We start from the raw sequence: 26,080 nt of genomic DNA, 5'->3' as shown, positions 1-26,080 counted from the left end.
GTCGTCCGGTCGGCGGATCAGTCCGTGATCAGGTCGTACCCGAGCTTCCCGACCATCACCACGACGACGGCGAGCAGGACCCACCGGACGAAGGAACTGCCGCGTCCGATGGCCATGTGCGAGCCGATCTGGGCGCCGACGATGTTGGCCGCCGCGAGCCCGAGGCCCAAGAGCCACAGCACATTCCCCTGGAGTCCGAACACCGTCAGCGCGCCGAGGTTGGTGCCGGTGTTGATCACCTTGGCCATGGCCGAACTCTCCAGGAACGACGTCCCGACCAGCGCGGTGAGGCTGATGATGAGGAAGGTCCCGGTACCGGGCCCCATGACCCCGTCGTAGAACGCGATGACGACACCGGCGAGCACCAGACCGGCGAGCGTGGACAGCCGCGAACGCGGTCCCGCAGACGCGTCACCCCCGAAACCGGGGTTCAGCGCGACGAACAACCCGACGCCGACGAGCATCACCAGCACGATCGGCGTGAAGATCTCCGTCGGCAGCGAGATCGCCACCAGCGCGCCGAGAGCCGAGAACACGAGCGCGGCGACGAACACCGGCACGAGCCTGTGCAGGTCGATGCGTACATGCCGCACGTAGCGCCACGCGGCCGACGCGGTACCGAAGACGGCGGCGAGTTTGTTGGTGCCGAGAGCCGTCGCCGTCGGCAGGCCGGGTTGCGCGATCAGCATCGCGGGGATCAACACAAGTCCCCCGCCGCCGACCACGGCGTCGACCCAGCCGGCAGCGGCGGCCGCGACGATCAGTAGCGCGACGTCCAAGGAGACGTCAGGCCACTTCGACGATCAGTTCCACCTCGACGGGTGCACCCAGCGGCAACTCGGCGACCCCGACGGCCGAACGGGCGTGCACGCCCGCGTCCCCGAAGATCTCGCCCAGCACGTCCGACGCACCGTTGATGACCTTCGGCTGCCCGGTGAAGCCCGGGGCGGACGCCACGAAGCCGACCACCTTGACGATGCGCACGACCGAGTCGATGCCGACCAGCGCGTGCACCGCGGCGAGCGCGTTCAGTGCGCAGACCCGTGCCGCGTCGGTGGCCTCATCCGGCCGGACGACGCCCTCGGCACCTTCGTGCACCTTGCCGTGTACCGAGAGTTCGCCGTCGACGATCGGGAGCTGGCCCGACGTGTAGACGAGGTTTCCGGTCCGCACGGCCGGCGTGTAGCTGGCCACCGGCGGCACCACGTCGGGCAGCGCGATGCCGAGTTCGGCGAGTCGATCTGTCCAGGTCGCAGCCATGCTCAGCCCTTCGGTCGCTTCAGGTAGGCGACGTGCTGCTCCCCGGTCGGGCCGGGCAGCACCGACACCAGTTCCCAGCCGTCGGCACCCCACTGATCGAGGATCTGTTTGGTTGCGTGCGTCAGCAGCGGCACCGTCACGTATTCCCACGCAGTCACTTCACTCATGGACTCACCCTAACTGCCGACGATCAATGGATAAGGTGTTGCGGTGGCCAATGAACAGGGCGCACGTTCCGGGGCGGGGGAAGGTCTCGATTCCGGCGTGACAGACAAGTCTTCAGTCACTGTCGACAACGAGTGGCCGGACGCGGCATCGCGCGCCCGGTTGCACTTCGTGTCGGGCAAGGGCGGAACAGGTAAGACGACGATCGCGGCGGCGCTGGCACTCGCGCTGGCCGCCGACGGCAAAAAGGTCCTCCTCGTGGAGACCGAGGGTCGGCAGGGCATCGCGCAGCTCTTCGACATCCCGCCGCTGCCGCCGACCGACACCAAGATCGCGACCGCCGAGGGCGGCGGCGAGGTGTCGGCGCTCGCCATCGACATCGAACATGCACTGCTCGAATACCTCGACATGTTCTACAACCTCGGCTTCGCGGGCCGGGCGATGAAGCGCATCGGCGCCATCGACTTCGTGACCACGGTGGCACCGGGTCTGCGCGATGTGCTGCTCACCGGCAAGATCAAAGAGCGCATCATCCACACCGACAAGCAGGGTGACCGCGTGTACGACGCGGTGGTCGTCGACGCACCGCCGACCGGCCGGATCGGCAACTTCCTCGACGTCACCCAGGCGATGGCCGACCTCGCCAAGACCGGTCCGATCCGCAATCAGAGCGAGGGCGTCGTCCGCCTGCTGCATTCGGAGGAGACCGTCGTCCATCTGGTGACGCTGCTCGAGGCGATGCCGATCCAGGAGACCATCGAGGCGATCGACGAGCTGCGCGGCAAGAACCTCAACCTCGGCAGCCTCATCATCAACCGGGTCAGTGCCCCGCACCTGCCCGCCGACGCGATCGACGAGATCGCCGAGGGCCAGATCGATGCCGGGCGCATCGAGGAGAACCTGAAGGCCGCCGGTGTGAAGCTCGCCGACGGCGATCTGTCCGGCCTGCTCACCGAGACGATCGAACACGCGACCCGCCTGCAGGCGCAGCAGATCGCGAAGGCGCAGCTCGACGAGGTTGAACTGCCGACGCTCGAAATGCCGTCCCTCGGCGACGGCGTCGATCTCGGTTCCATCTACGAGCTGGCCAACCTTCTCCAGAAAGCGGGTGCGTGATGCCACTCGATCTAAAGATGGGGGCGGTGCTGACCGACCCCGCGACCCGCGTCGTCATCTGCTGTGGCGCCGGCGGCGTCGGCAAGACCACGACCGCGGCCGCCATGGCGATGTACGCGGCCGAGCAGGGGCGCACGGTCGCGGTCCTCACCATCGACCCGGCCAAGCGGCTCGCCCAGTCGCTCGGGATGTCCGAGCTCACCAACGAGCCGCAGCCCGTGCCGATCGAGGGCAAGGGCACGCTCGACGCGATGATGCTGGACATGCGCCGCACCTTCGACGAGATGGTGCTCGAGTACTCCACTCCGGAACGCGCCGAGGCGATCATGGAGAACGCCTTCTATCAGACGGTCGCGTCGTCGTTCTCCGGCACGCAGGAGTACATGGCGATGGAGAAACTCGGCAAGTTGCTCGAGCGGGACCACTGGGACCTCATCGTCGTCGACACCCCGCCGTCCCGGAACGCACTGGACTTCCTCGACGCCCCGCAGCGCCTCGGCTCGTTCCTGTCGGGCCGTCTGATGAAGGTGCTGGTCGGCGGCGGACGCGGCGTGGGCCGCATGGTCACCGGCGCGATGAGCCTGGCGATGCGCGGCGTCTCCACCATCATCGGCGGCGACATGCTGCGCGACGTCGCGATGTTCGTGCAGTCCCTCGACTCGATGTTCGGCGGCTTCCAGGATCGGGCGCTGAAGACCTACGAACTGCTGAAGCAGCCGGGCACCCAGTTCGCTGTGGTGGCGGCGGCCGAGGCCGACGCCCTGCGTGAGGCCGCGTTCTTCGTCGACCGGCTGTCGGAGGAGACGATGCCGCTCGCGGGTCTGATCCTCAACCGGACCCACCCGAATCTCACCTCTATCCACGAGGAGGCCGCACTGGTGGCGCTCGAGTCGGTCACCGACGACCTGACTCGCGGGGTGTTGCAGATCCACGCCGATCGCGCCGCCACCGGAAAGCGCGAACTCCATCTGCTGCAGCGGTTCACGGCTGCGCATCCGCGGGTGCCGATCGTCGGGGTCCCGGCACTGCCGTTCGAGGTCGCGGATGTGACCGCCCTCCGCGCCGTGGCGGAGCAGATCACCGGACGGGGCTGAATTCCCTCATCATCGACCAACGACAATTCGGCTCGGCCGGCATCTGCCGGTCGAGCCGAATTGCCTTGGCTGAAGAGGTCTCGGTGATCAGACCGCGTCGGCGCGCTGGCGACGTCGCTGGGCTTCGAAGAACGCCGACCACGAGGTCACCTCGGGGTGCTGGCGCAGGAGAGCGCGACGCTGACGCTCGGTCAGGCCACCCCACACACCGAATTCGACGCGGTTGTCGAGGGCGTCTGCACCGCATTCGAGCTGTACCGGGCAGTGCCGACAGATGGTCGCGGCCTTGCGCTGAGCTGCTCCTCTCACGAACAGATCGTCCGGGTCTCCGCCTCGGCATCGTGCCTTGGCCACCCAGGCCAAGCGATCTTCTCCGGTAGAAACTGCCGCTGTCGCCATCCGCCACCCCTACTTGTCGTGTTCCGCATAGCCCCGAGCTCGGGACTCAACTCGCTGCTCAGACCACATTTACAACTCACTGTTAAGTGAGTCACATTCTGCACTCAATCTAGGGATCTGTGCTTGTGTGCGCAACCCCTGGAGCGCAACAAAGTGGGACCACCGTGCAAACTCATCCGATCGGAGGGTTGCGCTGACGCGCGGTCGGGGTAGCGCCGACGCGCGGTCGGGGTCGCGCCGACCCGGTGTCGGATCGTGTCCAGGCACAACGGTCCCCCACGGATCCCGAGGGCGAGGCTGGGCGATGTTCCGGCCGATCGCACGTATCCTGTCGGGGTGATGTCGAAGAAGCTGTGGTCACTGGCCTGGGCGAGCCTGCTGGCCGGCATTCTCGTCGCGGGCCTTCTCTACCCGGTGGCCAGTGGGGTCGGCGTCGTCTCCAACCGGGCGGCAGCGGCAGTCGAGAACGTCTCCTCCGAACTCCTGAACGGCACGTTGCCGGAGGTCACCACCATGACCGACGTCAACGGGAAGCCGATCGCGGTGCTGTTCGACCAGTACCGCTACCAGGTCGGATACAACGACATCTCGCCCGACATGATCCGCGCGATCATCTCCGTCGAGGACCGGCGCTTCCTTGAGCACGACGGCGTCGACTGGAAGGGCACGATCCGCGCCGCGCTGAAGAACTCGTCGTCGGGCGAGGTCCAGCAGGGCGCGTCGACGCTCGACCAGCAGTACATCAAGAACTATCAACTGCTCGTCCTGGCCCGCACCGAGGCCGATCGCCAGGCCGCGGTCGAGACGACCCCCGCACGCAAGCTGCGCGAGGTGCGCATGGCGCTCACGCTCGAGCAGACCCTCATCGACCAGGCCAAGCGCGACAAGGGCCTCGACGACGCCGCCGCCAAGCAGGAGGCGAAGAAGCAGATCGTCACCCGCTACCTGAACGTCGTCCCCTTCGGCAACAACGCCTACGGCATCGAAGCCGCCGCGCAGACCTACTTCGGCATCCCGGCAAAGGATCTCCAGGTCGAGCAGGCCGCCATGCTGGCGGGCATGGTCCAGTCCAGTTCGGCGCTCAACCCCTACAGCAACGCCGAGGGCACGCTGACCCGCCGGAACCTCGTGCTGGACACGATGATCGACAACTTCCCGGAACGACGCGCCGAGCTGGTCGCGGCCAAGGAGAAGCCGCTGGGCGTGCTGCCGCGTCCGCGAACGCCGACGCAGGGCTGCATCGCCGCCGACAGCGAAGGCTTCTTCTGCGACTACGCGTTGCAGTTCCTCGCCGAGAACGGGATGTCGCGCAACTCCGTGCTGCGGGGCGGCTACGTCATCCAGACCACCCTCGATCCCGAGGTACAACGCTCGACGGATCGCGCGGCCAAGGCCCAGGCCAGCCCCACCGCCGACGGCGTCGCCGACGTGATGAGCACGATCCGGCCCGGGGACAAGTCCCATGACGTGCTGTCGATGGCGTCGAGCCGCCGCTACGGTCTGAACCTCGCCGCCGGCGAGACGATGCAGCCGCAGCCGTTCTCCATGGTCGGCGACGGCGCGGGCTCGGTGTTCAAGATCTTCACCGTGGCCGCAGCGCTGGAGAAGGGCCTCGGCGCCGGGTCGACGATCCCGGTGCCCGGGTTCGTCGCAGTGGAGGGCATGGGAAACAGCGCGGGCGCCAACGGGTGTCCGGAGAACTCCTACTGCGTCAAGAACGCCGGGCGCTACCCGGCGGCGATGTCGGTGACCGATGCGCTCGCGCAGTCGCCGAACACCGCCTTCGTCAAGCTGCTGCAGCAGGTAGGCGTGAAGCCGGCCGTCGACATGGCCGTCCGCCTCGGCCTGCGTTCCTACACCGTGCCCGGCTCGTCGGGTTACGGCGACAAGAGCATGGCCCAGTACGTCAAGGACGGGAACTTCGGCTCGTTCACCCTGGGGCCGCTGCCCATCAACGCGCTCGAGCTCGCCAACGTGGCCGCGACGATCGCCTCCGGCGGTGTCTGGTGCCCGCCCAACCCGATCAAGTCGATCAGCCGGGTGAAGCGCGATCAGTACGGCAACCCGGTGATCGGACCCGACGGGCGGCGTGCCCTCACCTCGGTCCCCTTCAACTCGCCGGGCTGTGAACAGGTCGTCGACAAGGGACTCGCCGACACCCTCGCAATCACCATGAGCAAGGACGACGTGGGCGCGGGTACCGCTGCGGGTGCTGCGGGTTCGGCCGGCTGGACGCTGCCGATGTCGGGCAAGACCGGCACCACCGAGGCCTACCGGTCGTCGGCGTTCGTCGGGTTCACCAACCAGATCGCGGGTGCCGCCTACGTCTACAGCGACGGCCCCAACCCGCAGGGTGTGTGCACCAGCCCGCTGCGGTCCTGTTACGACGGCAACGTGTTCGGCGGTATGGAACCCGCACGCACGTGGTTCCAGGCGGTCAAGCCGGTGGCCACGAAGTTCGGTCCGGTCCGGCTGCCCCCGGTCGACCGCGAATACTGGCGCGGCAGCGATCGCGGCCGAATTCCGCAGGTCAGCGGCCTGACCGCCAGTGAGGCCACCTCGCGGCTCCAGCGAGACGGTTTCAAGGTCAACGAGCTCGAGGTCGACAGCGGCCGCCCGAAGGGCACGGTCGTCTTCACCGCGCCGTCGGATTCCGCGATGCCCGGCAGCACCGTGACGATCTACGTGAGCAACGGTCGACGGGCAGGCGGCGACAGCGGCAACGGTCCCACCGAGACCACCGTGGTGGTTCCGGGCGTCGGGCCTGTCGTCATCCAGCTGCCCGGCTGAGCGCCTCCATCTCTGAGGTGGGTCGCCCGTGCGGCCCACCGAAGGGGGTGGGCATGCGCTCGGAGGTGCGTATTCTGAACAGATGCAGCACTCCGAACTCGACTTCCGCTCACGCCTCGGTTCGGCCGGTTCCGGGGTCGGTTCGCGCGCACTCGTCGGCGCCGCGGGGCTGGCCGCCGCCGGCCTCGTCTACTCGACCGTCATCGAGCGCAACGCCTTCGCCCTGCGGCACACGACGCTGTCGGTCCTCGAGCCCGGCGCCTCTCCCCTGCGGGTCCTGCACATCAGCGACCTGCACATGATGCCGGGCCAGAGACTCAAGCAGGCGTGGATCTCCGAGCTCGAGGCGCTGGAACCCGACCTGGTGGTCAACACCGGGGACAACCTCGCGCACCCGCAGGCGGTGCCCGCGGTGATCCAGTCGCTCGGCGGTCTCCTGTCACGGCCGGGTCTGTTCGTCTTCGGCTCCAACGACTACTTCGGCCCCAAGCCGAAGAACCCGTTCAAGTACTTCCGGAAAGACCACCAGCGCACGCACGGCGAACCCCTCCCCTGGCAGGACCTGCGGGCGGCGTTCACCGAGCGCGGCTGGCTCGATGCCACGCACACCGTGCGGGAGCTCGAGGTCAGCGGCGTGCGCGTGGTCGCGGCCGGTGTCGACGATCCGCACATCGAACGGGATCGCTACGAGACCGTCGCCGGACGCCCCAACCCGCTCGCACACCTGCGCCTGGGCCTCACGCATTCACCCGAGCCCCGGGTTCTCGACCGCTTCGCCGCCGACGGCTACGACCTCGTGATGGCCGGCCACACCCACGGCGGGCAGCTGTGCCTACCGTTCTTCGGCGCGCTCGTCACGAATTGCCACATCGACCGTTCCCGGGTGAAGGGGCCGTCGAACTGGGGGTCGTCGATGAAGCTGCACGTCAGTGCCGGTCTGGGTACCTCCCCGTATGCGCCCGCACGTTTCTGCTGCCGTCCGGAGGCCAGCCTGCTGACCCTCACCCCGGTCTCGCACGGCGACGCCGACTACGACGCCGACCAGTCGCTGCCGCAGCTGGCCCGCGAAACCCTGTGACGGGCAAGCGAACACGCCGGGAGCGCGCCGACTCGTGAACTCCCTCGGGGTGAAGGTCCTTGCGTTCGACACCTTCGGGACGGTCACCGACTGGTTCACCGGGATCTCCGGTGCCGTCGCACACACCGTGCCTGACGTCGCCGCCGCCGACTTCGCCCGCGAGTGGCGTCGTCGCTACTCACCTATCCTCGCGCGCGTCGAGGCCGGAGAGCTCCCCTGGCGCCGTCTGGACGATCTACAGACCGACACCCTCCACGAGGTCGCGGCGGCCTTCGACGTGACGCTGGACGCCGATCAGAGCCGCGCGCTCGTACGTGCGTGGCGGGTCATCCCGGGTTGGCCCGACGCCGCCGAGGGGATTCGTCGACTCAAGCGGGACTTCATCGTGTGCGCGCTGAGCAACGGCACCGTGGCGTTGCTGACCGACATGGCCCGGCACGACGACTTCGCGTGGGACGTCATCGGCGGTTCCGACCTCTGGCGGCATTACAAACCCGCGCGCGAGACCTACTGCGGCCTGGCCGAACTCCTCGAGGTCGAACCGAACGAGGTGATGATGGTCGCGACGCACCAAGCCGACCTCGACGCCGCACGATCCTTCGGCCTGCGCACCGCGTTCATCGAGCGTCCGGACGAGTGGGGCGGCGAACCCAAGGACGATTCCGGGTCACCCGACAACGATTTCCACGCGTCGGATCTGCTGGACCTCGCCCGACAGCTGGGTTGCTGAGCGGCACCGACATGACCCTCGACGATCTGCGGCGCTGGGAGGACTCCGGGGCCGGCTGGCGGGTCGTCCACCGCGGCCCGGAGGGCATCACGGTGAGTCTGCTGCGCTGCGACGGCGGTGAAGAGGTCGACCGGTTCGTCAGCGACGACCCGACGATCGTCGCGCACGTCGGCGGTCGCACCTCCTCCGAGCAGGACGCCTGAGGACCCGGAAAACGAGGAAACCCCGGCCGCATCTCTGCGGACCGGGGTCTCACTGCTTGTGTCTCAACCAACACATCTTGGTGACCGACCGTGGTCGATCTCTGTCGGGGTGGCGGGATTCGAACCCACGACCTCTTCGTCCCGAACGAAGCGCGCTACCAAGCTGCGCCACACCCCGTGTGTAGCCTGCGATAGCTTATACCGGCCCCCCGCCGAGTACTAAATCGCCTGGTCAAAGATGTGCCCGAAGTGAGCAAAACGCTGTGGTATCCGGGTCGGACGTCCCATTCTTGGTTAAGGTCCACCCGCAACAACCCCCCGCGCCGTCGCTCAGGATCACTGGGCGCCGGCGTTCACCCCACACGAAAGGACGCCATCATGAGCGCCTCCCCCGATCAGCAGGCGAACTCGTCCGCCAAGCAGGGCTTCGCCCTCGGGATCTCGATCGTCGCCGCGGCCCTGCTGTTCGTCGCCGGCCTGGTCTCGGTCTTCCAGGGCATCTCGGCGATCGCCAACGACGAGCTCTTCGTCGTCGGCCGCAACTACGTCTTCGAGTTCGACCTCACCGCGTGGGGCTGGATCCACCTGATCCTCGGCATAATCGGCATCCTCATCGCCGGTGGTCTCGCGGTCGGCGCTGACTGGGCGCGCATCGCGGCCATCGTGATCGCCTCGCTGTCGATCATCGCCCAGTTCCTGTGGCTGCCCTACTACCCGGCGTGGGCGATCCTGATCATCGTCCTCGACCTCATCGTCATCTGGGCGGTCTCCACCTGGAACCCGAACAACGCCTACAACCTGTAATCTCCCGCTCAACCAGCGACGACGCCGGCCGACGAGGCCTGCAGGATGCCCACGACCCATCCGTGACCCGCTGTGGTCCGAACCCCTGGTCAACAGCCCGTTGGGGCTCGACGGAGATGATCGGGCCACGAAAGGAAACAGCATGCGCGTCACACGCACCCTCGCAGCCCTCGTGGCCGGCATCGTCGTCGGTCTCGGGTTCGTCATCGGAACCGGTTCGGCACAGGCCGCACCCCTCGCCCCGGTGGAGAAGGTCGACATCGACCGCTACCTCGGCAAGTGGTGGCAGCTCGCCACAGTTCCCTCGTTCTGGGGAGTCACCTGCGCCAAGGACACCAACGCCTTCTACACCCGGATCGACGAGAAGACCATCGGCGTCGACAACCAGTGCACCGGACCGACGGGCATGAAGGGCGGAGTGCTCGGCCGCGCCACCGTCGTCGACACGAAGTCGAACGCCCAGCTGAGTGTTCGGTTCCCGCAGACGCCGGCGAGCATCAACCCCAACGGGGCGCCGAACTACATCATCGCCCACATCGAGGACGGCGAGAACCCGAACGGCCCCTACAAGTACTCGATCGTCGGCGATCCCAGTCGCGCCTCGGGATTCCTGCTCTCCCGCGACAAGGTCGTCACCGACGCCGAACTGCGTCGCCTGACGAAGGAGATCGAGAAGGTCGGATTCAACCCGTGCACGTTCCTCGTCTCACCGACCACCGGCGGCCGCAGCGACTACTCCCCGCTCTGCACGATCTGAGGATCTGTCCCATAGGCCGTCGGCGGGCCCCTCACCGTGCTGGTGGTGTGTCCGCCGGGGTGTTGTAGATGTGCTGTAGCAGTCTCGCCATCACGGTGAACGCATTGTCGACGTCCTGTGTGACTGAGAGATTGGTCCAGACGACCATGCTGACGTCGTTCGCCTCGTCATGGACCGCCATCGTGTTGAAACCGGGGAGCTGGCCCTCGTGATAGGTGAGGCGGTTCTCCCCGAACCGGACCTCGGTGATCCCGTAGCCGTAGAACACCCGGGGATCCTCGTCGTGCTGGATCCGAATGCTGTCCCACCACAGCTGCTGGTTGGCGTCGTCGAGAAGATCTCCGCCGACGAACGCCTTGATCCAGGTCATCAGGTCGTCGGCGGTCGAGACGACGCCACCGGCCGCCCAGGCCCACGAGGGGCTCATCACCGTCACATCGTTGGGTAGCAGGGACCCGGCTCTCGCCGCCGCGGTCTCCTCGGGCGTCATCGGCTTGTCCGAGACCTGCAGCGGGCCATACTGATATCCGTGCGAGAACGGCGCCGAGAGGGTCGTGTCGGTCGCGGCGGGAAGCGAGGTACGGGTCAGGCCGAGAGGCCCGAAGAACCGGTCGGCGAACACCTGCGCGAGGGACTTGTCCTCCGCCTTCTCCACGACCAGGCCCAGCAGGACGGTGTTGGTGTTGGAGTAGTCGAACTGCGTGCCCGGCGCGAAGCCCGAGGGCTGGGAAAAGCCGAGGGCCAGGAGCTCGGACGGGGCCCACACCTTCGTCGGATCCGATCCGAAGGCAGCACGGAATCCGTCTGTGTCGAGGTAGTTGTGCAATCCACTGCGCATGCTCATCAACTGCGCGATGGTGATCTCGGAACCCTCGGGAACGCCGAGGACGGATTTGTCGATCGGGTCGTTGACGCCGATCTTCTCTTCCTGGATCAGCTGTAGAACTGCGGCGACGGTCATCGTCTTGGTGACCGATCCGATCCGGAACTGGTCGGCGGCCGCGGGCGCGATGTCATCGCCCATTGTCGTGGTGCCGGCCGAGACGGTGTAGGTGCCTGCCGGGGTCTGGATCAGCGCGAGGGCACCGGGTACCAGGAGTTCCTCGATCGTGTCGTCGAGGGTTGCGCTCATCGCTGCGACATCGACCTGTTTGAGTTCGGGATTCGATTCCGTTGCCGAGCCATCGAAGGAGCACCCGGACAGGACCAGGCCACACGTGACGATGGAGACGAGCGGTGCACGGCCGCGCGTCCGTCCCGGCGGCCGACATCGGAAGCTCTTCACGCTGTACGCCTTCCATCGGCCCGTTCCATGACGGACGTGCGATGTAGTCGTATCACGCGAGAGACGTCACCGTGCCCAATCCCGACAATTCCGGCACCAGGTAGCCGGGATGCATTGACTCACGATGGGCCCCGAATGCCGCTACGCAATTTCGGCGCAAGCACCAAAGTGCTTGCGCCGAAATCAATTAACTGGCTTCTGCGTCGGCTGCCAGTGCGGTGCGCCGGAATTCGTCGGGCGTGAGACCGAACTTGGCGCGGAAGCGGTTGCGCATCGTCGCCGTCGAGGCGAAGCCCGAAGCATGCGCCACCGCTTCGAGTTTCAGGTTCCCCGGACCCGTCAGCAGGCGACGCGCCCACTCCAGACGACGGTCGGCGATCATCTCGGCCAGCGACGTCGGGCTGCCGGCGAGGACCCGGTAGAGGTGCCGTCGACTCACGTGAAGGTGCCGTGCGACCACCTCGACACTGAAATCGGGGTCGCGGAAATTACGCTCGATGAGGTCGGTGACTGCGGCGCGTAGATACCGCTCACTGGTACGCAAGTCAGACACTCCGACACGAGAAACCTGCTCGCTAGGCGAAACACGTTCCGGCGCAATGTCCATCACTTGCCCGTCACCACCATTGGGACCTGGGCCCACCTGATTCCTTTCACGAAAGTCTCCTCCAACCCACATCAGAGGTTACCGACGGGCCGATCCCCGGTCTTGGGCCTTTGGTCCCAAATCGACAGGTCCTTGTCACGGGATTGTGCTGCGGGACGCGGACTTTCCCTATCCACTTCGCTCAGGGAGTGGGTCAGACGTCCACTTCTCCTGCGACGTAATGTGGACGCCGTGAGCAACCAGGACCCGGTTATGCGCCGGAGCACCCTGCGAGCAGCGGCGCTTCGCGTCGCCGACGACGTCCTGTTCCCGGCCGCCGCCGAGGTCGACCGGACCGGCGTCGTACCCCCATCCCATTGGCGGGCGCTCGCCGACGCCGGCCTCTACGGAATCGCCGCCCCGGTCGAGGCCGGCGGACCCGGGCTCGAGTTTGGTGAGGTCACGGAGATCCTGGAGGTACTGGTCAGCGGTTGCCTGTCAACCGCGTTCACCTGGCTCCAGCACCACGGTGTCGTCATCTCGCTGTCGCGAACCGCGAACCCGTCGCTACGTGACGAACTGCTCGAGCCGACCGTCTCCGGCCGACTGCGGGCGGGGGTCGCCTACGCCGGCGTCGTGCCGACTCCGCCCCGGATGACCGCCACCCGCACCGACGACGGCTGGATCTTCAGCGGGCATGCCCCGTTCGTCAGCGGCTGGGGTGTCGTCGACCTCCTGCAGATCTCCGCCCGCGACACGGCGACCGACGACGTCATCGCCGCGATCCTGCCCACCGCAGACCTTTCGACCGACGTCCGGGCATCCCCGGTCGAGCTGACGGCCGCGGCGGCGACGGCGACTGTGTCACTGCAGGTCGGCGGCCTCGCGGTTCCCGACGCCCGGGTAGTCAGCCGGGTCACGCTCGACGAGTTCTTCGCCAATCAGAACGTCGGCGTACGCCTCAACGGCACGCTGCCGTTCGGACTCGTCCGACGCTGCACGGCACTCCTCGACGTCGCGGGACAGGCGCCGGCCGCACGACGACTCCGCGAGCGCGCTGACGAGGCACGGGTGACCCTCGACTCGGCGATGAACGACGCCGCGGCGTTGCTGGCGGCCCGCGCCGACGCCGCCCGACTCGCCCTGGACGCGGTCGCCGCCCTGGTCGCGGCGCGCGGCGGCGAGGCACTGCGCCGCAGCAACGACGCGGAGCGCCTGTTCCGTGAGGCCTCGTTCATCCTCGTCGCGGCGAGCCGGCCCGAGCTGAAGGACCTCCTCGTCCGACGGTTCGCCGACGCACCCGACCCCCGCTAGACCTCGCCGGTAGTGGCGTCCGACTTCTGCGCCTGCGCCGTGCGCGTCGCGTAATCACGCAGGAAGAGAGCCTCGGCGAGCGCGATCCGCTCGATCTCGGTCGGGTCGACGCTCTCGTTCGGCGCGTGGATGAGGCACTGCGGCTCCTCGACGCCGAACAGCATGATCTCGGCGTCCGGGAAGGTGCTCTGCAGGACGTTGCACAGGGGGATCGACCCGCCCTGCCCCTGGATCAGCACCTCGCTGCCGTAGGCGGTCGCCAGCGCGTCGGTGAGCGCCTCGTAGGCCGGGCCGGAGGTCGAGCCGACGAACGGCGAACCCACCGCCTCGCGTTCGAAGGACACCCGCGCATTCCACGGGGTGACCGCCTTGAGGTGTTCGATGAGCGCGTCCTGGGCGTAGGTCGGGTCCATTCCCGGGGGCACGCGGAGGTTGATGCGCGCCCGTGCCCGCGGCTGGACGGCCGCGGAGGACCCGACCACCGGTGGGCAGTCGATACCGAGCACCGTCGCCGCCGGCCGCGCCCACACCATGTCCGACACCGACCCGGACCCCACGAGTTCGACGCCGTCGAGAACCGTTGCATCCGAACGGAACTGCTCGGGTGGATAGGACACGCCGGGCCACTCGGCGTCGGCTTCGAGGCCGGTGATCGTGGTGTTGCCGTGCTCGTCGCGCAGGGTGGCGAGCATCGAGATGAGGGCGGCGAGCGCATCGGGTGCGGCTCCGCCGAACATCCCGGAATGCATTGCCGATTCCAGGGTTTCGACCGACACGTCGATGTTGGCGATGCCGCGCAGCGTCGTGGTGAGGCTCGGTCTGCCGACGGCGAAGTTGCCGGAGTCGGCGATCAGGATGGCGTCGGCGCGCAACAGGTCGGGGTTCTCGACCGCGAAGTGCTCGAGTCCGCCGGTCCCCTGTTCCTCGGACCCCTCGCCGATGATCTTCACGGTGACGCCGAGGTCGCCGGCGAGCGCACGCAACGCGGTGAGGTGTACGGCGATGTTGCCCTTGCAGTCGGCGGCTCCGCGTCCGAACCAGCGACCGTCGCGCTCGGTCAGCTCCCAAACCGGGGAATCCCATTCGTCGTCACCCAGCGGAGGTTGCACGTCGTGGTGGAAGTACAGCAGGACCGTCGGCGCGCCTTCGGGGCCCGGGATCTGTCCGGTGACCGCCTTGGAACCATCACTGGTCACATGCGCGGCGACATCGTCGACGCCCAGCTCACGGAAGGCCGTCAGCAGCCAGTCGACCATCCCGTCGCATTCCTCCGGCGGGAACTGCTGCGGGTCGTGGACCGACCGGAACCGCACCATCTCCGCCAGATCCGACTTCGCGCGAGCCATCAACTCCCGCACCCGATCCCGCAATGTCGCGTCGTCCATGCACACGTCTCCCTGTCGGCTCTCACTGTCGGTTCGCCCTGCGGTCTGTGTACCACAGCCGGGCACGCGTCAGCTCTTTCCCTCCGCGGCGAGGTCGTGCACACTCAGCTCGCCACGGTTGATCGCCGCCGTCATCTGGACGTGGTCGGCGTCGTTGAGATCAGCGTAGGAGATCGAGAACTCCGCCATCGCGTCGGCGAAACCCGCTGTCTCGGACAGATACCGCGCGATGTCGAACCGCGTCGACGTGCGGGCGTGCGCCTGACCGAGTGCCATCCCGCACAGGCGCGCATAGAGTTTCATCGCATCGGGTCCGAGCGCTTCGACGACGACCGACCCCTTGCCGTCGCGGAGCTGGCGCACGTAGAAGTCACGGCGATCGCCGTTCTCGTCGAGTCCCGTCGACCAGCCGAGGAAGAGATCGCTGGCTGCCTGCAGGAGCCGCTGGCCCTCGACGACGCGCTGTCCCTGGTTGTCGAAACCCGATGACGGCACATGATCGGCAAGGACCGACCGCTGTGCCTCCTTGACCTGCAGGAAGAGCGGGTCCTCCAAATTTCTGCCCATCATCAGCACGATCCACGCGCGGGTTCCGACACTGCCCACACCGACGACCTTGAACGCAATGTCGACGAGCGAGAACTGGGCAAGCAGGGTCTGCACATGCAACGGCAGTGTCGCCCGGTAACTGTCGACGCGCTCACGGACCCGTTCCTCGACCACGGCGGCGTCCTCGTCGGTGAAGCGTTCCGTCAGGGGGACCAACAAGGGCGGTTCACTGCGGATGTGCGCGTTGCCATCCGGGTCGATCTCGCAGAGTTTGGCCAGGGCCTGCGCGCTGTTGCGGTGCCGGGCCTTGCGTAATGCCTTCTGCGTCCGCTCGGTCATCGAGGTGTCCAGGCGATCGCCCAGATCCGCGAACATGGACTCGACATCGATTCCGGCGTACCAGCACTCGAGGGTCGTCATCGAGACGCTCCGTCTGATGGTCCGGCGGTACGCCTTCGCCACCGTCTTGGCGATCTTGCGGTTGGTCGTGTCGTCGAACCCGTTGTCACGTCCCGCGATCGCGAAACTCGCGGCCAGTCGTTTCACGTCCCATTCGAAGGGACCGATGTGGGTCTCGTCGAAGTCGTTGAGGTCGAACACCATTCGACGCTCCGGACTGAAGAACAGGCCGAGGTTGCTGAGGTGGGCATCCCCGCACAGCTGGGTGATGATGCCGGTGTCGGGGGTCCGGGACAGGTCGTCGGCCATGACCGCGGCGGCGCCGCGATAGAAGGTGAACGGTGTCGCCGCCATCCGCGCGTGCCGGACGGGGATGAGTTCGGGCACGCGGTTGCGCGCCTGTGCGGCGAGGATCGTCAGCGGGTCGGCACGTTCGCCGCGCGTCGGACAGGCGGCCAGGTCGGCGGGGGTGGTGGTCACCGGGGCTCCTCCCTGTGGAGCGTGTCCCGGGCACCGGTCGGAGCCCGGAGGTGGGCCTCCCGGCGCTACTGGTACGAGACGAACCAGGGTGTCGGCGCGACCGCCATGGTCGTCGCCGGCGAGAACGTCGGCTTGTCCTCCGTGTAGAAATTCTTCCAGCCCATCCACACTCCCGCGGGGAGATCGTGTAGCAATCTGCGCCAGGTCTCCATCTTCACCGGCGGCGTCCCGTGCCCGTCGGCGTGCAGGACCACCTGCAGTTCGGGTCGATCGGTGACGATGTTCTTCCGCTGGGCGAGCATGCCGGCGTCGAACTGGTGGAGCACGAACAGCTTCTGCGGCAGTCCCCGATCGCGTACCAGCCCCGCGAGCCAATCCGACGTGCGGTTGACCTCGTCGGCCTCGACGGACCCGATCTGCGTGAGGTGCACCTGATCCGGCTTGAGACGCCACTCCGGGTCGAGCGCCAACCCGACGTGCGGCAGCGCCAGGAGGTCCGCATACCGCTGGGCTTGCGCCAGGAAGTCCATGCGTCCGGGCTGGAGGTCGAGGGTCACATAGACCCCGGCGCGGCCGGCGGCCTCGACCCAGGGCCGCAGCACTTCCGGGTCGATCATGTTCGTATACCGGGACCCCTCGCCCGGCTCCGACGACGCGACGGTCGCGATGATCTCGAACGCCGGGACCACCGGTTCGGCGCTGACCTGCTGATAGTCGGCGGCCAGTCGCCGGACGCGGTCGATCGACGCCTCGATGCCCTGCCGGCCGAGCGGACCCAACGCCGGCGCATCGGGCGAACCGTACAGCGCGACCATTCGACGGCCCGGGAACACGATCTGCCCACCGCCGGGGAGCTCCGGCGTCCGACGCGCCTGATCGACACGGGCCGCGAACGTCTCGTCGTCGCCGAAGCCGGGACCGACCGCGCGGATCGGGGTCGCCGACGACGCGCCGCTCACCGCAGCGACGGCGTCGGCACCTGCCCTGGGGTCGGGGACGGGCACCTCGACGACGCGCCCCGCAGAACGGGCGGTCAGCATCGCGTCCATCGGGATACCGCGGGCGACCATCACGATCGGCTCGTCCGCGCTCGGGCGCAGGTTGCCGCGCAGGTCCTCGAGGTCGATCGACCTGCGGTTGTCGAGCCCGTCGATCTCGCCGACGCGGACCGCCCGCTGGACACCGAGCCGCCGCAACTCCTCATCGACGCTGTGCGCGGTCTCCGGGCGCACGGTGAGCACCGGGACGTGCTTTTCACCGGCGGCCGTTGCGACGCGCTGCCGGGTTTCGGGATCGTCGAGGGCACCCGGCCCGAGGAGGATCGCCTCGTCGGATCGGGAGTAGAACTCGCGGCTGACGAGGACCGAATCCGGTTCCGCGCCGGTCAGAACGGCGGCACCCGGCCGTGGGTCGGCGAACGCCAGGACCCGGTCGGTTTCGGCCTGCCCCGCCGATGCGCTGATGAAGAGCCCAACCATCACGCAGACGATCGACGCCCCGATCATCCGAATCGTCACCAGTGCATTCCTCCCGTCCTCGGCTCCGCTCGACCAGGGGTCGGATGGGTCTCGACCAGCGTTGGCGCAGACGGTCGCCCAACGTATCAGCGGCAGCACGTCCCTACGACCTCCGGCAAGCACCCGTCCTCGGCCCACACCGTCGTGACCGGCACCGACCGGCGGGCATGTGACCTGGTTCACGAGCGGTGTCGGACCGCGTTGTAGCGTGTGTGCCGTGGACTATTGGGGTGTGATGGTCGGGTTGGGTCTTCTCGCGTCGGCGTTCGGTGCGGCTGCATTCGTGCGCTACCGCGAACGGGAGTCCACAACCCTGCAACGACAAACAGCACTGGCGCGCGAGCTGCGCGAGCTCGCAGGCGATGACGAGGTCCGACTGGCAGCGGTGGACGAGTTCTCGCTCACCATCTATCAGCGTCTCTTCTACGCATCGGTGGTGGCGCCGTGGATTCGCTCGGCGGCCTGGGCCCTGCTGGGTGCAGTCCTCGCCGCCGCGGGAGCAGTCGCGGTCGGGCCGCTGGACGGCGTGTACGCCACCGTGGTCCACATCGTCACGATCGCGGCCTCGGCGATCTTCATCCTGGCCGCACTCGTCTTCACCGGCATCGCCCTGTACCACTCGGCGTCGACCCCGCGTGTCTCCTTCCGCGATTCCTACGCCGACGACGACGCGGGCGTGTCCACGCCCGCTGCCGAGGTGGCCGACAAGAAGACCGGCGAGCCGGCGGGCGACTGACGCCTTCGTCGAAGAGCCACCGAGACAGTCGAATACAACGGACCCCGCCGGTGGCGGGGTCCGTTGCTGTGAGAGGCCCCGATTGAGGGCTCATCCGGTTGATCAGGCGGACTGCGCCTGCCACATCCAGTGCAGCTGTTCGAGTTTCGACGCGAACGAGATGAGCAGATCCTGCGTCACCGGGTCGGCTTCCTCGGTCACCTCGATGCGCTCGCGGAGACCGGCGATGACCGCCTTCAGGTTCGCCACGACGGCGTCGACGACCTCGGTGTCCTTGGTCCAGCCTTCGCCGAAGCCCTTGGTGTTGGCGGTCTTGGCCACGGTCTCGGCACGGCCGTCCGGACTGACGCCGATGGCGGTCGCGCGCTCGGCGGCGGCGTCGGTGAACTCACGGGCCACGGTGACGAGCTCGTCGAGGTCGAGATGCACCGACCGGAACTGCTTGCCGACGACGTTCCAGTGGGCCTGCTTGGCGATCAGGGTGAGGTCGATGAGGTCGACCAGGGTGTCCTGCAGGGCCTTACCGGCCACGGACTGCTGCTCGTCGGTGAGGGTGCTGGTGATGGGGGTGGTCATGATCAAGAGCGTCCTTTCTTGTCATATCTGGGGTGCTACCGCAGGGCTGTGTCGGACAGAGTTCTACGCCCCGTCGGATGGAAGAAACGACTGGTTCTGGTGGGCGACGCGTCAGACGGTGACGGTGACCTTCTGCTCGATGTTGCCGCGGGTGGCCTTGGAGTACGGGCAGAACTCATGCGCCTTGTTCGCAAGCTCCTGTGCCTTCGCCTCGTCGACGCCGGGGATCGAGACATCGATCGCCACGGTCAGTCCGAAGCCACCGTCGGCGGGGTCTTTGCCGATGCCGACAGTCACGTTGACGGTGGAGTCGTCGGGCACCGGGCTTCCTGCCGCCTTCGACGTCGCTCGGAGTGCTCCGAGGAAGCACGCCGCGTAGCCGGCCGAGAAGAGCTCCTCCGGGTTGGAACCGTCGCCGCTGCCACCCATCTCCTTCGGCGGTTGGAGGTCGAGGTCGATCTGGCCCGAGGCCGAGACCACCTCACCGTCGCGTCCTCCGCCGGATGCCTTGGACGAAATGGTGTACACGGGTTCGATTGCCATCGGAGATCCTCCTGGGTTCAGGTGGGTGGATGTTCAGCTGCGTAGAACCAACGTTCTTTCCAACCGGCCTGTACCCGTATTCATTCCGACCAAACCGCCTGGTGGCGGGCGTTACAAACCGGCCGTGGAGTGTCGGCAGCGATACGACACTCCACGGTGTCAGCGACCGCGCAGCATGCGGGTCGGCTTCATCCGGGTCGACTCCGGCAGCCAGATGTTGACCGACCGGCGCGCGGTGAGCAGGGCGGCGATCACCAGCAGTACGAACTGCACCCAGCTGATGACGACCATCGTCGACGAGATGTCGGGATAGCGGAAGAGGAGGTCGACGCCCACCGGGATGCAGAGGAGGTGGACCACCACGGCAGCGAGGAAGAAGTTGCGGCAGTGGCGGCTGTGGTGGGTCACCGCGGCCACGAGGAGGAGGTACTCGATCACCAGCACCACAACGATCATGACCAGCATGAACGGCGGGAAGAATCCGGCGAGCGTCTCGACCTGGTCCTCCGGTGCGGAGTTGGCCGGGTCGGTCACGACCCCCTCGAGGAGGCGCTGCCGCAGGTCGTCGGTGATGGTGCTCAGGTTGAAGAAGCCGTATACCGCCAGGACCAGTCCGATGACCGCCGCACCCCACCAGACGACGCGGGCGTGGAGTGCCAGGGCCGCGGGCGGGCTGCCCGGGTCGGCCGGCCGCGGCGGGTAGAGCGCCGCCTGGTCGCGGTCGCGCGACGATCGTTCCAACTCGGCGAGATCTTCGGCGTCGAGTTCTGCCTGAGTCGGGATGCGTTCGGGGTCCCGATCGTGGGGGTCCCCCGGCCCGTGCGGATCGGTCATCCTTCGATCCTGCCATCCGGGCCACCGGTACGAACAGGGCCCGCCGGAGCGATGCCGGCGGACCCTGTCTGCGGTTCGGGTGGTCCTGCGTCGAGTGGATCCGCGTCGAGTGGTTCTGCGCTTCGACTACTTCCGGAACTCGCCGAGGACGAACTCCATGCCGGGCAGGAAGGTGCCGAGCATCGGGACCACGTGGTTGACGATCGACTTGGTCAGGATCGGCGGCGTCGGGTTCGTGACGAACCGGACGTCGGCGCCCTGGGCCCGCCAGTCCGCGGCGAGCTGCGCAACCTGGCCATACGGGATCACGTCGTCGTGGAGGCCACCTTCGAGGAAGACGGGAGCGTTCGGCTTCAGCCGACCGATGCGCTGTTCGCCGACGACCTTCTGCACCACCGGCGACCGTGCGATCACCGAGGAGAGCGTCTCGCCGGTGCGGGTCCAGTTCTTCGTCTGCTGGAAACCGAAGGCGGGGATGATGTCGCCGATGCAGCTGGTCGAGATGTGCTTCAGCGCAGCCTTTCCGGAGGAGTTGGTCTCCCGCTGCACGACGTCGGCGACCAGCGGGTACCGCTGGGTGAGGCCGTTGATGGCGAAGCCGATGGCCCCGGCAATGGTGCTCCCGTCGATGGCCGGGATGACCTTCGCCAGGTCGGCTGGCGGCGCACCGGCGTAACTGGCACGGACGTTCAGTTCCGGTGCGTAGGTCGCGGCGAGTTCGGCCGCCGAAGCGGCCGCGCCACCGCCCTGCGAGTAGCCGGCGAATCCCACCGGCGCGTCGGCCGGGGCTCCCGACGCGCGCAACGCCGCCCGGGCGCCGTCGAGCATGGCGTGGCCGGTCTCCGAGCGGTTGACGTAGGTGTGGATTCCCGGGGTGCCCATGCCGATGTAGTCGGTGACGAACACCCGAACACCGTTGAGCAGCATGTAGAACATCTCCGGCGCGGTGTAGTTGACGCCGATGCTGGGCTTGGTGATGTCGATCGACATCGGCCGGCTCATCAGCTTCGACGCCGCGCACTGGTCACCCTGACCGATGGTGCCCGGGCCGACGACGACGGTCGGGCGCGGACCCTTCCCGGCCCACGGCGCGGTCGGCTCGACGACGGTGCCGGTGACCGCCGCGGGCTTTCCGTCCTGGTAGGTCGAGGTGTACATGACCTTGCGGGCCGTACCCGGCCACTGTCCGGGAGCACCTGGGATCTGCAGGAGCAGCGGGATCTGCTGACTCCGGATCACCGAGCCGGGCTCGGTGGCGAAGGATGCCGGCGGTGTGTAGAAATCGGCCGCAGTCGCGTCCGGCGCCGGACTCATCACGGCAGCCGCACAAGCAGCTGCCACCGCACCCGCAATCGTGGTCTTTCGCAGGCGTGACCTGCGGCGCCACCCCACGCTCATTCCCGACTTCAGCTTCATGGGCGAGTAACCTACCCCACAGTAAGTTGAGTCAGGTGACTGGGTCGGCAGCGGCCGGTGCCTTGTGATCAGGGATGGGTGCAGCCAGGCCGCGCGGTGGCACCTCATCGCCCGGGCCGGGTGCGACGATCGGCGAAACAAGAACTAACAACGCCTTTTTGTCATCCATTAGGGAATAACGTTACAAATCCGTTATAGAGGGATTTGAGTGTGACGTGATAGTGCGAAATTTAGCGTCGTTTACCTTCTCTGACGCACCGTTGACCAATACCATTGGCTGCAGATTCAGCCCGCATTGCGGTGATTCCGACAATCGAGCACAGGTTGCCTCTCGGAATCGATGAACCAATCGACCAGAGGTGTGACATGAACAAGAAAGCTCGTAACGGGATAATTGCCGCCGTCGCGGCCGTCCTGCTCTTACTCGGCGGCCTCGGAACTTTTGCGCTCTGGAGCGACACTGAGACCACCGACTCCGGTGACGTCCAGACCGGCACACTGGATCTGGAAGCAGTGAATGCCGGTCAGTGGCAGGATATCTCGAATCCCACCACTCCGGTCACCATTGATCCGGTCACGTTCCGGATGGTGCCGGGCGATGTTCTCCAGTACACCGCCAGCTACCTCGTGTCCGCCGACGGAGACAATCTGGCGGCGCGGATCACGACGACCAATCAGGGTCAGAATGTGATACCTGCGGCCCTGATTCCGCACGTCACAATCACGAACATCGCCACCTTCGACGGCGAGGCCATCCCCTCCAATCTGATCACCGAAGAAGACAACGGCAAGACCGTCGACGTCACGGTCACCGTCAACTTCAGCCGGGACACACCGGGTCAGGTCGGCATCAACGAGACCATCAACCTCTCTCAACTGCAGGTGACACTGCAGCAGGAACGCGCCTAGGCCTCGATTCGCCGACCTCACGCCCGAAATGAGGCGTCACCTTCTCGGTCCCGTTGCCGGGTCAGCCGTTCTCGTCGCAGTGGTGATTCTCATCGCCGCATCGGTGCGGTCGACCGGCGCCTACTGGACCGACACGGCATCCGCGGCCCCCGGTCAAGTCACCACCGGCCGACTGTCGTTGTCGACGGGGTCGGGTTCCGGTAGCACGTACACGTTCCCCGAACTCACCGGCGCGCGACTGATCCCAGGCCAGTTCAAACAGGCGCCACTCGTCATAGTGAACACCGGGACGACCCGCCTGCAGTATCGGCTCACCTCTGCCGGGCCCCAACCGTCGACGGCGTCGACGGTTGGGGTGACACTCGCCGGGGCGGTCGGCGGAACCTGCACCGCCACATCAGCGCTCGGGTCGGTCAGTGCATTCGCCACGCTGTCCGCGATCACCGGACCGACCGCGGTGACGTCGACGTTCCGAACGCTGAACCCCGGCGCTCAGGAGACCTGGTGCATCCGGAGCACGTTGAACACGGTGACCGGCACCCAGCCGGCGACCTACACCCACACCTTCGTCTTCCGAGCGGAACAGTTATGAGCGCCAACCCAACCCGTATGAGGGACACCCACACGGCCGGCCGGTCCACCGACGAATCCGAGCGCACCGGCCCCTGGTGGTGGGTCTCGACGATCGTGACGTGGATGCTCCTGATCATCACCACGGCCTTCGTCCTCGCGCTCATCGTCGTACCGTTCCTCGGTAGTGCGCAGCCGTATACCGTGCTGACCGAATCCATGCGCCCGACCTACCCGCCCGGAACCCTGGTGGTCGCCCGCGACGGGGATATGAACCGGCTGGCCACCGGAGAGGTCGTCACTTACCAACTCCGGTCGGGCGAACCGGAGGTCGTGACGCATCGGATCATCGCGTCGGGAATGAACAGCGACGGTACGCGCACCTATATCACCAAGGGGGACAACAATCCTCGGGCCGACGCCGCACCGGTCAAACCCGAACAGATCCGCGGCACCGTGTGGTATTCGATCCCCTATCTCGGATACGTCAACAACTGGCTGACCGGTGACACCCGGGTTCTGGTCGTGTCCGTTCTCGCCGGCGCCCTCGGGGTGTACGCCTTGTTCCAACTCATCGGCGCGGTGGTCGAGGTCAGGCGTGCACGTGCGAGGCCTAATCCATGACCGACGTGGTGCGCCGGGTCTCCACCGTCCTGCGGTCGACGCGGGTTCGAGCGGTGCTCGCCTGCGGCATCGTCTTCGGGCTCGGAACCGTCGGCACGATGGCCGCGTGGTCGGCCACCAACACCACCACATCGGGCACGTTCACCACGGGTTCGGTCGATCTGTGGCTCAACAACGTCAATGCGACGACAACTGCACCGCTGGCGCTGAATCTCGGAACAGGCGTTCTCCCCGGGCAATCGCGAGCGGTGATGATCAATGTCCAGAACCGCGGGCCGTCGGCGGCGATGTACACGACGACGATCCGGGGGGCCACCGAGGGCGCACGGGCAATGACCCTGTCGGTGGCCGTCGGGGGTTCGGTGAGCGGTAACACCTGCACGGCGTCACCGGTCCTGACCGGACAGGCCATCACCGCCTCGGCCACACCGATCCTCGGGAACCGCGGGGAACTGGCCGCCACCACCGGCACCGACCCCCTGTGCATGCAGCTCACGCTGCCGACCGCAGCCGCCAATACCCTGCAGAGCGCACCGGTCACCGTGGTCGTGACGTTCACCGGAACGGCGGTGGCAGGTGTCTGACCATGAGACGCCACGGAGCCGGGCGACGCGGATCGCCGACGTCGCGCTCAGTGTGTCCGCCGTGGCCGGAGTCGTCTGCATCCTGGTCGCCCTGGCGGCGTTGATCTTCGGCGTCACACCGCTCGTGTTCCGCTCCGGTTCGATGGCCCCGGCGATACCGACCGGTTCCCTGGCGGTGGCCCGCACGGTACCGGCGACGGAGATCGTGCCCGGCGACGTCGTGAGTGTGTTCGCGGACAACGGGAATCGGATCACACATCGCGTGGAATCGGTCGGTGAACCCACCGGCAACTCCGTGCCGCTCGTTCTGAAGGGCGACGCCAACGACGTCGCCGACGCGGCCCCTTACGTGGTCACCGACGTCGAACGTGTACTCCTCGACGCACCCTACCTCGGCTATCTCATCGCGTGGTCGTCGACGCCCACTGCTCTGGCAGCCGGGATCATCTTGGCTGCAACGCTTCTCGTGGTGACATTCCGGCCGCGGCGCCGCGTGCCGCGAGGCGACACGCCCGATGGTCCCGACCCGGCGAACACTCCGATCGGCCCCGCCCGACCCGACGGGCCACGGCACGCGCTCGGTGAATGGCGGACGGGCGCACCGGTTGTCGCCCTCACACTCGCGGCCGTCCTCACTTTCGCGGAACCGTCACCCGCGCGCGCCGCGTTCACCGACACGACCGCAGGTCAGGTCACCCTGACGATGGGCACGGCCCCGAGGATCGCGTCGCTCACATGCACCACTGAGGGCAACATCTTCGAGATCAATACCGCGATTCTCACGTGGCCCGTCGTGGGAGCGGACTATCGCTACCGCCTCGCCTATCGCGGGTTGACAGGAATCAACCTCGGAACATACGAGGTCCCCGCTCAGGCTTCCGGAACTCTCACGCTTCGCCTCACTCCTGCTGTGCTCACCGGGCTGCCGCCGATCCTCATCTTCAACGTCGTCGTGTACACCCTCGTCGGCACCAACTGGATCTCGGTGGATGGCTTGACCCGGCGTATCGACAAGACCGCAGCTCAGTCACGCTGCGACACCTCCGGAACCGTGACCACCGCGGGGACGGCCGCCACGGCGCGGGGCGCTCAATCGACTAGTCCGACTCCTTCGTTCGCCGGCCCCTCCGTATCCGACTCGACCACACCGGACGACCCATCCAGCTCGACTCGTGAATCCCCCCAAGTCGGGCCATCGACAAGTACGACGCCCGGTAGACCGGAAGTCACCGAATCGCCCAGCGAGCACGAACAACCATCCACGACAACCGAACCCACGACCGCGGCCCCGGCCGCCGCCGAGCCCGAACCCGATGCATCGGCGTCCAGCTCGACGTCTGCCTCCCCTCGCGGTTATGACGTGCCGGAGAGCTGACC

General features: G+C 67.2%; 28 protein-coding genes and 1 tRNA gene. 15 read left to right on the top strand and 14 right to left on the bottom strand.

The window, feature by feature from the left end:
• Positions 1 to 17: 17 nt before the first annotated feature.
• The 3 genes from GKZ92_RS02290 to GKZ92_RS02280 are packed head-to-tail and all read right to left on the bottom strand — an operon-like array spanning position 18 to position 1,427.
• Positions 18 to 779: a TSUP family transporter gene (locus GKZ92_RS02290; protein ID WP_035754720.1), complete on the bottom strand. Its 762-nt coding sequence runs from the start codon at positions 777 to 779 to the stop codon at positions 18 to 20.
• Positions 780 to 786: 7 nt separating this feature from the next.
• Positions 787 to 1,260: a RidA family protein gene (locus GKZ92_RS02285; RefSeq protein WP_006359022.1), complete on the bottom strand. Its 474-nt coding sequence runs from the start codon at positions 1,258 to 1,260 to the stop codon at positions 787 to 789.
• 2 nt (positions 1,261 to 1,262) lie between these two features.
• Positions 1,263 to 1,427 (bottom strand): DUF4177 domain-containing protein, encoded by a 165-nt coding sequence (locus GKZ92_RS02280; RefSeq protein WP_004022081.1) that lies wholly within the window; start codon positions 1,425 to 1,427, stop codon positions 1,263 to 1,265.
• Positions 1,428 to 1,470: 43 nt separating this feature from the next.
• Between GKZ92_RS02280 and GKZ92_RS02275 the strand changes: the two genes are divergently transcribed.
• Together GKZ92_RS02275 and GKZ92_RS02270 are read left to right on the top strand one after the other, a co-directional pair.
• The gene (locus GKZ92_RS02275; protein ID WP_006359021.1) at positions 1,471 to 2,541 is read left to right on the top strand and encodes an ArsA family ATPase; all 1,071 of its coding nucleotides are present in this window, start codon (positions 1,471 to 1,473) and stop codon (positions 2,539 to 2,541) included.
• Positions 2,541 to 3,635 carry an ArsA family ATPase gene (locus GKZ92_RS02270; RefSeq protein ID WP_006359020.1) on the top strand — a complete coding sequence of 365 codons (1,095 nt, stop codon included), beginning with the start codon at positions 2,541 to 2,543 and terminating at the stop codon, positions 3,633 to 3,635. Before GKZ92_RS02275 ends, GKZ92_RS02270 begins: the two co-directional genes overlap by 1 nt.
• Before the next feature lie 87 nt (positions 3,636 to 3,722).
• Here GKZ92_RS02270 and GKZ92_RS02265 read toward each other — a convergent pair whose 3' ends face one another.
• A complete protein-coding gene (locus GKZ92_RS02265; protein ID WP_035754718.1) occupies positions 3,723 to 4,034 on the bottom strand; it encodes a WhiB family transcriptional regulator in 312 nt (103 codons plus the stop codon).
• Between the two features lie 339 nt (positions 4,035 to 4,373).
• Here GKZ92_RS02265 and GKZ92_RS02260 point away from each other — a divergent pair, with 339 nt between their 5' ends.
• The 4 genes from GKZ92_RS02260 to GKZ92_RS02245 all read left to right on the top strand — a co-directional run bounded on the left by GKZ92_RS02260 (position 4,374) and on the right by GKZ92_RS02245 (position 8,835).
• On the top strand, positions 4,374 to 6,824 hold the full coding sequence (locus GKZ92_RS02260; protein ID WP_006359017.1) for a penicillin-binding protein: 2,451 nt from the start codon (positions 4,374 to 4,376) through the stop codon (positions 6,822 to 6,824).
• Positions 6,825 to 6,906: 82 nt separating this feature from the next.
• On the top strand, positions 6,907 to 7,902 hold the full coding sequence (locus GKZ92_RS02255) for a metallophosphoesterase (protein WP_006359016.1): 996 nt from the start codon (positions 6,907 to 6,909) through the stop codon (positions 7,900 to 7,902).
• A gap of 34 nt (positions 7,903 to 7,936) precedes the next feature.
• Positions 7,937 to 8,632: a haloacid dehalogenase type II gene (locus tag GKZ92_RS02250; protein ID WP_035754716.1), complete on the top strand. Its 696-nt coding sequence runs from the start codon at positions 7,937 to 7,939 to the stop codon at positions 8,630 to 8,632.
• An 11-nt stretch (positions 8,633 to 8,643) separates the two neighbouring features.
• On the top strand, positions 8,644 to 8,835 hold the full coding sequence (locus GKZ92_RS02245) for a hypothetical protein (RefSeq protein WP_035754773.1): 192 nt from the start codon (positions 8,644 to 8,646) through the stop codon (positions 8,833 to 8,835).
• Positions 8,836 to 8,939: 104 nt separating this feature from the next.
• On the opposite strand, the gene GKZ92_RS02240 is transcribed toward GKZ92_RS02245, so the two are convergent.
• Positions 8,940 to 9,013: transfer RNA gene (locus GKZ92_RS02240), tRNA-Pro, on the bottom strand.
• 200 nt (positions 9,014 to 9,213) lie between these two features.
• Between GKZ92_RS02240 and GKZ92_RS02235 the strand changes: the two genes are divergently transcribed.
• On the top strand, positions 9,214 to 9,639 hold the full coding sequence (locus GKZ92_RS02235) for a DUF7144 family membrane protein (protein ID WP_035754714.1): 426 nt from the start codon (positions 9,214 to 9,216) through the stop codon (positions 9,637 to 9,639).
• Positions 9,640 to 9,781: 142 nt separating this feature from the next.
• Positions 9,782 to 10,396 (top strand): lipocalin family protein, encoded by a 615-nt coding sequence (locus GKZ92_RS02230; protein WP_035754712.1) that lies wholly within the window; start codon positions 9,782 to 9,784, stop codon positions 10,394 to 10,396.
• A 31-nt stretch (positions 10,397 to 10,427) separates the two neighbouring features.
• Here GKZ92_RS02230 and GKZ92_RS02225 read toward each other — a convergent pair whose 3' ends face one another.
• The gene (locus GKZ92_RS02225; RefSeq protein ID WP_051405984.1) at positions 10,428 to 11,681 is read right to left on the bottom strand and encodes a serine hydrolase domain-containing protein; all 1,254 of its coding nucleotides are present in this window, start codon (positions 11,679 to 11,681) and stop codon (positions 10,428 to 10,430) included.
• 187 nt (positions 11,682 to 11,868) lie between these two features.
• Entirely contained in the window at positions 11,869 to 12,324 is a 456-nt protein-coding gene (locus GKZ92_RS02220) for a helix-turn-helix domain-containing protein (RefSeq protein ID WP_035754710.1), read from the bottom strand.
• Between the two features lie 195 nt (positions 12,325 to 12,519).
• Here GKZ92_RS02220 and GKZ92_RS02215 point away from each other — a divergent pair, with 195 nt between their 5' ends.
• Positions 12,520 to 13,581 (top strand): acyl-CoA dehydrogenase family protein, encoded by a 1,062-nt coding sequence (locus GKZ92_RS02215; RefSeq protein WP_372512889.1) that lies wholly within the window; start codon positions 12,520 to 12,522, stop codon positions 13,579 to 13,581.
• Here the strand turns inward: GKZ92_RS02215 and GKZ92_RS02210 are convergent.
• The 3 genes from GKZ92_RS02210 to GKZ92_RS02200 all read right to left on the bottom strand — a co-directional run bounded on the left by GKZ92_RS02210 (position 13,578) and on the right by GKZ92_RS02200 (position 17,911).
• Positions 13,578 to 14,966, bottom strand: coding sequence for a dipeptidase (locus tag GKZ92_RS02210; RefSeq protein WP_035754705.1), 1,389 nt, complete (start codon positions 14,964 to 14,966; stop codon positions 13,578 to 13,580). The genes GKZ92_RS02215 and GKZ92_RS02210 overlap by 4 nt on opposite strands.
• 69 nt (positions 14,967 to 15,035) lie before the next feature.
• The gene (locus GKZ92_RS02205) at positions 15,036 to 16,394 is read right to left on the bottom strand and encodes a DUF2252 domain-containing protein (protein WP_006359007.1); all 1,359 of its coding nucleotides are present in this window, start codon (positions 16,392 to 16,394) and stop codon (positions 15,036 to 15,038) included.
• A 65-nt stretch (positions 16,395 to 16,459) separates the two neighbouring features.
• On the bottom strand, positions 16,460 to 17,911 hold the full coding sequence (locus GKZ92_RS02200; RefSeq protein WP_035754703.1) for a hypothetical protein: 1,452 nt from the start codon (positions 17,909 to 17,911) through the stop codon (positions 16,460 to 16,462).
• Positions 17,912 to 18,119: 208 nt separating this feature from the next.
• On the opposite strand from GKZ92_RS02200, the gene GKZ92_RS02195 reads away from it, so the two are divergent.
• Positions 18,120 to 18,647 carry a hypothetical protein gene (locus tag GKZ92_RS02195; protein ID WP_035754768.1) on the top strand — a complete coding sequence of 176 codons (528 nt, stop codon included), beginning with the start codon at positions 18,120 to 18,122 and terminating at the stop codon, positions 18,645 to 18,647.
• Between the two features lie 102 nt (positions 18,648 to 18,749).
• Here the strand turns inward: GKZ92_RS02195 and GKZ92_RS02190 are convergent, their stop codons facing one another.
• The 4 genes from GKZ92_RS02190 to GKZ92_RS02175 all read right to left on the bottom strand — a co-directional run bounded on the left by GKZ92_RS02190 (position 18,750) and on the right by GKZ92_RS02175 (position 22,016).
• Positions 18,750 to 19,223, bottom strand: a complete 474-nt coding sequence (locus tag GKZ92_RS02190) for a Dps family protein (RefSeq protein WP_006359004.1) — start codon at positions 19,221 to 19,223, stop codon at positions 18,750 to 18,752.
• Positions 19,224 to 19,334: 111 nt separating this feature from the next.
• A complete protein-coding gene (locus tag GKZ92_RS02185; RefSeq protein ID WP_035754701.1) occupies positions 19,335 to 19,766 on the bottom strand; it encodes an organic hydroperoxide resistance protein in 432 nt (143 codons plus the stop codon).
• A 159-nt stretch (positions 19,767 to 19,925) separates the two neighbouring features.
• Positions 19,926 to 20,600 (bottom strand): hypothetical protein, encoded by a 675-nt coding sequence (locus GKZ92_RS02180; RefSeq protein ID WP_006359002.1) that lies wholly within the window; start codon positions 20,598 to 20,600, stop codon positions 19,926 to 19,928.
• 126 nt (positions 20,601 to 20,726) lie between these two features.
• The gene (locus GKZ92_RS02175; RefSeq protein WP_155224964.1) at positions 20,727 to 22,016 is read right to left on the bottom strand and encodes a lipase family protein; all 1,290 of its coding nucleotides are present in this window, start codon (positions 22,014 to 22,016) and stop codon (positions 20,727 to 20,729) included.
• A gap of 366 nt (positions 22,017 to 22,382) precedes the next feature.
• Between GKZ92_RS02175 and GKZ92_RS02170 the strand changes: the two genes are divergently transcribed.
• The 5 genes from GKZ92_RS02170 (at position 22,383) to GKZ92_RS02150 (ending at position 26,078) form a co-directional block, all read left to right on the top strand.
• Complete coding sequence (locus GKZ92_RS02170; RefSeq protein ID WP_155224963.1) at positions 22,383 to 22,925, top strand: alternate-type signal peptide domain-containing protein; 543 nt, start codon at positions 22,383 to 22,385, stop codon at positions 22,923 to 22,925.
• 82 nt (positions 22,926 to 23,007) lie between these two features.
• Positions 23,008 to 23,517 carry a hypothetical protein gene (locus GKZ92_RS02165; RefSeq protein ID WP_155224962.1) on the top strand — a complete coding sequence of 170 codons (510 nt, stop codon included), beginning with the start codon at positions 23,008 to 23,010 and terminating at the stop codon, positions 23,515 to 23,517.
• A gap of 17 nt (positions 23,518 to 23,534) precedes the next feature.
• Positions 23,535 to 24,119 (top strand): signal peptidase I, encoded by a 585-nt coding sequence (locus GKZ92_RS02160; RefSeq protein WP_196222024.1) that lies wholly within the window; start codon positions 23,535 to 23,537, stop codon positions 24,117 to 24,119.
• Positions 24,116 to 24,703, top strand: coding sequence for a SipW-dependent-type signal peptide-containing protein (locus GKZ92_RS02155; RefSeq protein WP_155224960.1), 588 nt, complete (start codon positions 24,116 to 24,118; stop codon positions 24,701 to 24,703). The genes GKZ92_RS02160 and GKZ92_RS02155 overlap by 4 nt, the downstream gene beginning before the upstream one ends.
• The gene (locus GKZ92_RS02150; RefSeq protein WP_155224959.1) at positions 24,696 to 26,078 is read left to right on the top strand and encodes a signal peptidase I; all 1,383 of its coding nucleotides are present in this window, start codon (positions 24,696 to 24,698) and stop codon (positions 26,076 to 26,078) included. The genes GKZ92_RS02155 and GKZ92_RS02150 overlap by 8 nt, the downstream gene beginning before the upstream one ends.
• Positions 26,079 to 26,080: the final 2 nt, after the last annotated feature.

Source organism: Gordonia sp. 135 (genome assembly GCF_009720185.1).
In the GTDB taxonomy this organism is placed as follows: Bacteria; Actinomycetota; Actinomycetes; order Mycobacteriales; family Mycobacteriaceae; genus Gordonia; species Gordonia alkanivorans.
Note: the sequence above shows the minus strand (reverse complement) of the source record. Positions and strands in the feature narration are given on the sequence as shown.

What these genes read in the sequence shown, in the direction of transcription:
- GKZ92_RS02155 (WP_155224960.1), top strand. Translation starts at nt 24,116, where the DNA reads ATGACCGACGTGGTGCGCCGGGTCTCCACCGTCCTGCGGTCGACGCGG.
- GKZ92_RS02285 (WP_006359022.1), bottom strand. Translation starts at nt 1,260, where the DNA reads ATGGCTGCGACCTGGACAGATCGACTCGCCGAACTCGGCATCGCGCTG.
- GKZ92_RS02230 (WP_035754712.1), top strand. Translation starts at nt 9,782, where the DNA reads ATGCGCGTCACACGCACCCTCGCAGCCCTCGTGGCCGGCATCGTCGTC.
- GKZ92_RS02270 (WP_006359020.1), top strand. Translation starts at nt 2,541, where the DNA reads ATGCCACTCGATCTAAAGATGGGGGCGGTGCTGACCGACCCCGCGACC.
- GKZ92_RS02260 (WP_006359017.1), top strand. Translation starts at nt 4,374, where the DNA reads ATGTCGAAGAAGCTGTGGTCACTGGCCTGGGCGAGCCTGCTGGCCGGC.
- GKZ92_RS02245 (WP_035754773.1), top strand. Translation starts at nt 8,644, where the DNA reads ATGACCCTCGACGATCTGCGGCGCTGGGAGGACTCCGGGGCCGGCTGG.
- GKZ92_RS02170 (WP_155224963.1), top strand. Translation starts at nt 22,383, where the DNA reads ATGAACAAGAAAGCTCGTAACGGGATAATTGCCGCCGTCGCGGCCGTC.
- GKZ92_RS02265 (WP_035754718.1), bottom strand. Translation starts at nt 4,034, where the DNA reads ATGGCGACAGCGGCAGTTTCTACCGGAGAAGATCGCTTGGCCTGGGTG.
- GKZ92_RS02160 (WP_196222024.1), top strand. Translation starts at nt 23,535, where the DNA reads ATGAGGGACACCCACACGGCCGGCCGGTCCACCGACGAATCCGAGCGC.
- GKZ92_RS02190 (WP_006359004.1), bottom strand. Translation starts at nt 19,223, where the DNA reads ATGACCACCCCCATCACCAGCACCCTCACCGACGAGCAGCAGTCCGTG.
- GKZ92_RS02210 (WP_035754705.1), bottom strand. Translation starts at nt 14,966, where the DNA reads ATGGACGACGCGACATTGCGGGATCGGGTGCGGGAGTTGATGGCTCGC.
- GKZ92_RS02280 (WP_004022081.1), bottom strand. Translation starts at nt 1,427, where the DNA reads ATGAGTGAAGTGACTGCGTGGGAATACGTGACGGTGCCGCTGCTGACG.
- GKZ92_RS02185 (WP_035754701.1), bottom strand. Translation starts at nt 19,766, where the DNA reads ATGGCAATCGAACCCGTGTACACCATTTCGTCCAAGGCATCCGGCGGA.
- GKZ92_RS02175 (WP_155224964.1), bottom strand. Translation starts at nt 22,016, where the DNA reads ATGAAGCTGAAGTCGGGAATGAGCGTGGGGTGGCGCCGCAGGTCACGC.
- GKZ92_RS02255 (WP_006359016.1), top strand. Translation starts at nt 6,907, where the DNA reads ATGCAGCACTCCGAACTCGACTTCCGCTCACGCCTCGGTTCGGCCGGT.
- GKZ92_RS02180 (WP_006359002.1), bottom strand. Translation starts at nt 20,600, where the DNA reads ATGACCGATCCGCACGGGCCGGGGGACCCCCACGATCGGGACCCCGAA.
- GKZ92_RS02235 (WP_035754714.1), top strand. Translation starts at nt 9,214, where the DNA reads ATGAGCGCCTCCCCCGATCAGCAGGCGAACTCGTCCGCCAAGCAGGGC.